Source organism: Moraxella sp. CTOTU49097 (assembly GCF_032064105.1).
Lineage (GTDB): Bacteria > Pseudomonadota > Gammaproteobacteria > Pseudomonadales > Moraxellaceae > Faucicola > Faucicola osloensis_B.
The window spans coordinates 32100-37253 of sequence record NZ_DAMBOA010000015.1; the positions used below are offsets into that span (position 1 = coordinate 32100).

The following is a 5154-nucleotide window of genomic DNA, read 5'->3' on the forward strand; positions in this document are numbered from 1 at the left end:
AACGCGGGACCAATGGATTAAAAGTCCACTGCTCTACCAACTGAGCTAACGATCCAAAACATTTAAGGCAATAAAAAACGATTTTTCACGTTTTTATTTCGGCTATTGCCGTTAAGTGAGTGCATATTATACGCATTAAATCTTAGTTTGCAAGCCTTTTTGCACAAATTTTTTAACTAAAGATTTGCATCAAAATAGCGGCTTAAATTTATCGACTTATCATACCTTTAACCTATCTAGCCTTGATTAGATAAGTCTAATTAGATAGGTATTGACGAGCTAGATGATGACTAAATAGGTGAGAAAACTTTTATTCACCACCTGATTATTCACCACCCGATAAGGCATCAACAGGATTGAGTCTGGCAGCATTGCGCGCCGGAATAAACCCAAAAACCACACCAATGAGTGTCGAACACACCACAGCCGCCACAATGGAGGTAGTTGAATACACCACTTGGAAATTACCCCCTGCAAATTTGTTAATTAAAGCGCCGATGGCAAACGCAAGGCTAATACCTAAAATCCCGCCCAAGATACACACCAAAATTGCTTCTATCAAAAACTGCTGCATGATATCAGATTGTCTTGCGCCCACTGCCATGCGTACACCAATTTCACTGGTACGCTCGGTGACTGAGACGAGCATGATATTCATGACGCCAATACCCCCCACAATCAACGAAATAATGGCTATCGATGATACCAGTAATGTCATCGTGCCTGTGGTGGATTCAATCGTCTGACGGATTGAATCAGAGTTTTGAATACGAAAATCATCGGTACCGTGTCGCTGCTCTATCAAATCAGAAACAGCTTGCTCAGCGGCACTAGACGAGATCGTATTTTTTAGTAGCACAATAAAACTATCTACATGACTAGTACCAACCATTCTATGCATCACAGTGGTATAAGGCATATACAGGGTAGGGGTGTCTGAACTTGGACCAAAAGCTTGCTCAGATGGCTGCAGCACACCGATGACACGAGCGGGCACACTACCCACTAGCATCACTTCACCAATGGGATCGCTGACATTGGCAAAAAAGGCGGTTTTTGCATTATTATCAATAATCACATCTTGGGTCATCGAGGTGATACTATTGTCATTAAAGGTTTGCCCAAGCGCCAGTTTTTCGCCTTTCACCGTTAGATAATCTTTGCCCACGCCACTGACATTCACAGAAGCTTCTGTTTCACGGTAACGGGCGGTGGCGCTATTGCTGCTGACTTGTGGACTGACGCTTTGCACATAAGGTTGTTCTGCGACAGCATTGGCATCGGCATCTGTTAAATTATCATCATGGTATTTACGGCGAGGGTCACCAAATTTATAGCCATCTCGGATGGTTAAAGTATTGGTGCCTAAAGAGCTAATATCATTGAGAATTTTTTGTTGAGAACCTTGCCCTAGACCCACTACCGATACCACAGAGGCAATACCGATGATAATACCTAACATGGTTAACAATGTCCGCATTTTATGGACTTTCATCGCCAAAACAGACATCTTAAAGGCTTCAGATAATCGGTCCAAAAACGCGGTAACGCCAGATTTTTTGGCAAAATTTAGGTGTTGAACCTCTTTGGTTTTATCAAATCTATTATCGGTATAATAATCTTTAAGAATCTGTCCGTCTTTGATTTCGATCACGCGTTCGGCTTGGGCAGCGATAGAAGGATCGTGGGTCACCATAATGATGGTATGACCTTGGCTATTTAGATTTCTCAAAATCGCCATCACGTCTTTACCTGATTGGCTATCCAATGCCCCAGTCGGTTCATCTGCCAGAATAATATCGCCACCATTCATTAACGCACGAGCAATAGACACACGCTGTTGTTGACCACCGGAGAGTTGGCTCGGGCGATTTTGGGTTTTTGCCGCCAGTCCTAAGTCGTCTAACAATTGGGTGGCGCGCGCTTCACGTTGCCGCACGGGCATCCCTGCATACACGGCAGGGACGGCGACATTGTCTTGGGCATTGATGTCACCGAGTAAATGATAGCGCTGAAAAATAAACCCAAAATGCTCACGGCGAAGCTCGGCAAGTTCGTCTGCGGTGAGTTTGTCCACCGCTTTGCCATAAATGTGGTAACTGCCCGCAGTCGCCTGATCTAGGCAACCTAAGATATTCATTAAGGTGGATTTACCCGAGCCTGATTGACCGATAATTGCAACCATTTCGCCTTCATAAATGGTCAAATCAATCCCATGTAAAACCCGAATTTTTTCATCACCTGCAGGGAATTCACGGATTAAATCCTTCACTTCCATGACAGGTTGTTTGGTGTCTTGCGTTATCATCAGCCGTGTGTCTCACAGTTAGCATGCGTCATAGGGTTAGCATGCGTCATAGGTTACAATCAACGTTTACAATCTAGGGTTATCATCTACCAATGATTACATCATCGGTGGACGACCGCTATTTTTAGACGATGAACTTGATTTACTCACCGTTGCTTGACCCACAACCACCTTATCACCTTGGTTGACGCCGCTAAGAATTTGGGTAGTGATACGATTGGTGACACCTGTTTTGACCGCTTGTTTTTTGGTAGTACCATCGGCTTGCACGACTTCAACATAACTGCCTATTTTTGGGTCAGTTTTGATTGCCGCAGCGGGTACGCTAAGCACATTACTGACTTTATTTTCAACAATATAGACTTGCGCTGTCATATTGATACGTAGCGCGCCATCGGGATTGGGGACAGTAAAATAACCAATGTAATAAATCGCTGAATCCGTTGAGGTCGATGAATCACTGGCGGTAGTGCCATCGGGCGCAGGTCCAATGGTCGACAGTGTGGCTTGGTATTTCTTATCTGGGCGTCCAATGATATTGAAATAAACAGGCAACCCTACTTTGAGATTGACGACATCGGCTTCTGATATTTTGGCTTTCACGCGCACACTGCTCAAATCTGCCAATGTCACAATGGTGGGGGCTGATTGATTGGCGTTCACCGTTTGCCCTTGTTTGGTGGTGATAGAAATCACCGTGCCTGACATCGGGGCAACAATTTGGCTATACCCAAGATTTTTTTCAGCCGTATTGACGTCTGTTTGCGATTTTTTTATGGTTTGTTGTGCACTGACAATATCGGCTTGCGATGAAACAATATTTGCTTGGGCAGTCGCAATCGCTTCTTTCGCGCTGTCTACATTGGCTTGCGCTGTTTTGACAGCGGTATCCGCTTGCTCCAGCTCTTGTTTAGAGATGGCATTCATGGCAAGCAAGGATTTTAGGCGATTGTATTCTGTTTGCGATTGTTGCAAGGTAGCTATTTTACCTTTCAAGTCGGCTCGCGCTGTTGCAAGTGCGGCTTGTTTGGTCTGATAGGCGGACTTGGTACTTTCCAAATTCGCTTTGCTTTGCTGTAAGGTAGCCTGCTGCGTGGTTAAGGTATTTTGCAGGGTAACTGGGTCAATTTGAGCAATAACATCGCCCTTTTTAACCGTATCACCTACTTCGACATACAATTTTGTCACTTCCCCTGACACCTGAGCGCCAACATCCACTTGTTTAATGCCTTCAATTTTGCCCGTGGACATGACACTGTTTTCAATATCGCTACGTTCGACATTGGCGGTAATGTAATTGGGTTTTTGGGGTTTGGGTTTAAAGTACCAATAAGCTAACGCTGCCAGCGAAATAACGATCAAACTTAAGATTGCCCATTTGAGCCATTTTTTTTGGGTAGCGGTCATCGTGCCAAGCCTTATCAAGGGATAAACAATTGAAAAAAATTAAATAAATACAGCATTTTAACAGGGAGTATTAAAAGCTAAATGAGAATAAATTGCAATAAGAATAGGTAAGTCGCAAGGATTTTAAATTATAACCACATAATCTTACTGGATTATAAAATAAATGTTATGAGTAAGAAAAACGCATTAAAAATTTGGGGGTGGTGGATTGTATGTGTTTTGATGGGTGTGCTGTTTGAAAGGCTGCAAAGATTGCATAGGTTGCGGAGCATTTTTCAAAGCAACTTTTAAAGAAATTTTCAAAGCAACTAGTGAAATAACGGTTGACCCGCTAGGCGAAAAGCGAGTTGGTAGAGGAGCTCCCAAGCTGGTTGTTGCACCAGACCTTTGATGGCTTGGTCAGCTTGGTACAGTGCATCCGACCAGCTTCGGGTAGCGTCATGGGAATGACGATGCAGGGCTTTACTATAAAGCTGTTGCTTACTTTGCCAAATGCCGAGGCTTTGATAACTTGCCCCTGATTGCAAGCTTAAGATATTGCGCATGTCTTTGGCTATCATCCATAACACCAAACTCTCTGGTTCTTCACTGGCTTTGAGTTGCTGTAAGATTTTTGCAACCTGCGCGGTATTACCTGCCAACATCGCATCCGATAAATCAAAGGTGGTAAACATAGATTGACTCACCAACCCATCAAACAGCTGAGACTCATCGATGGTCACAAAACGGGTAGGAGGATTCGCATCTGTTGTTGTAGCATAGAGATAGGAGAGCCGCCACAGACTTTGGTAAGCCGCCAGCAAATTATGCTGAGTTTGTGCCATCAGCATTTGCCAAGCGGGTTTGGTAAGTTCAAGCCCAAAATCTTGCGCGTGTTGCTGTAGCAGTTGTTCGCGTTGCTGCTCTTGATAAAGATGGCATTCAATGACCTGACCAAATTTGTCACAAAGTAAAAAAAACGCACTGCTTTGGCTTTTTTTATCGTATTTATCACTGATAATGACTAAGCAATTGCTTGGATTGCTGGTCGCAAATTGCGCTAATTCTGCCAACGCCTCTTTATCGGGTTTATGATTGCCGTGAACGATAATGGCTTTGTGGTCATCAAATAGTGACATACTGTTCAGCTCTGCCAAAACCGCTTGCCATGATTTGGCGCTGGTAATATCCATGCGCGAAATCGCCATACTATGCTGCCGCCAATTGGGCGACATTTTTTCTATCAGCCACTGTGACAACAACTCTTCATCGCCATGCAGTAGCCACACCCCAGTAGCGGGGTCTTGCCTATTTTTGAGATGTTGAAAGGCATTTAAAAAATTGTACTGCATCAGCGTATTATCAATTAGGTATCAATTAGGTTAGGGGGTAGTGGCGGTAGGCACTTTGGTGATTTTTGGAAGGCTCAGTGCGACATATTGGTCAGCAATACGCTGCGC

3 protein-coding genes are annotated in these 5154 nt (G+C 44.0%); all 3 read right to left on the reverse strand.

Annotation, left to right across the window (positions count from 1 at the left end; genetic code table 11):
• Positions 1-325 precede the first annotated feature (325 nt).
• Entirely contained in the window at positions 326-2308 is a 1983-nt protein-coding gene (locus RT064_RS08790) for a MacB family efflux pump subunit (RefSeq protein WP_313062893.1), read from the reverse strand.
• Positions 2309-2404: 96 nt separating this feature from the next.
• Entirely contained in the window at positions 2405-3715 is a 1311-nt protein-coding gene (locus RT064_RS08795) for an efflux RND transporter periplasmic adaptor subunit (RefSeq protein ID WP_313062894.1), read from the reverse strand.
• A gap of 308 nt (positions 3716-4023) precedes the next feature.
• Positions 4024-5046, reverse strand: coding sequence for a DNA polymerase III subunit delta (gene holA, locus RT064_RS08800; protein WP_313062895.1), 1023 nt, complete (start codon positions 5044-5046; stop codon positions 4024-4026).
• Between the last annotated feature and the right edge of the window lie 108 nt (positions 5047-5154).

Coding starts and splice junctions, on each gene's coding strand:
- RT064_RS08795 (WP_313062894.1), bottom strand. CDS start 3,715: ATGACCGCTACCCAAAAAAAATGGCTCAAATGGGCAATCTTAAGTTTG.
- holA (WP_313062895.1), bottom strand. CDS start 5,046: ATGCAGTACAATTTTTTAAATGCCTTTCAACATCTCAAAAATAGGCAA.
- RT064_RS08790 (WP_313062893.1), bottom strand. CDS start 2,308: ATGATAACGCAAGACACCAAACAACCTGTCATGGAAGTGAAGGATTTA.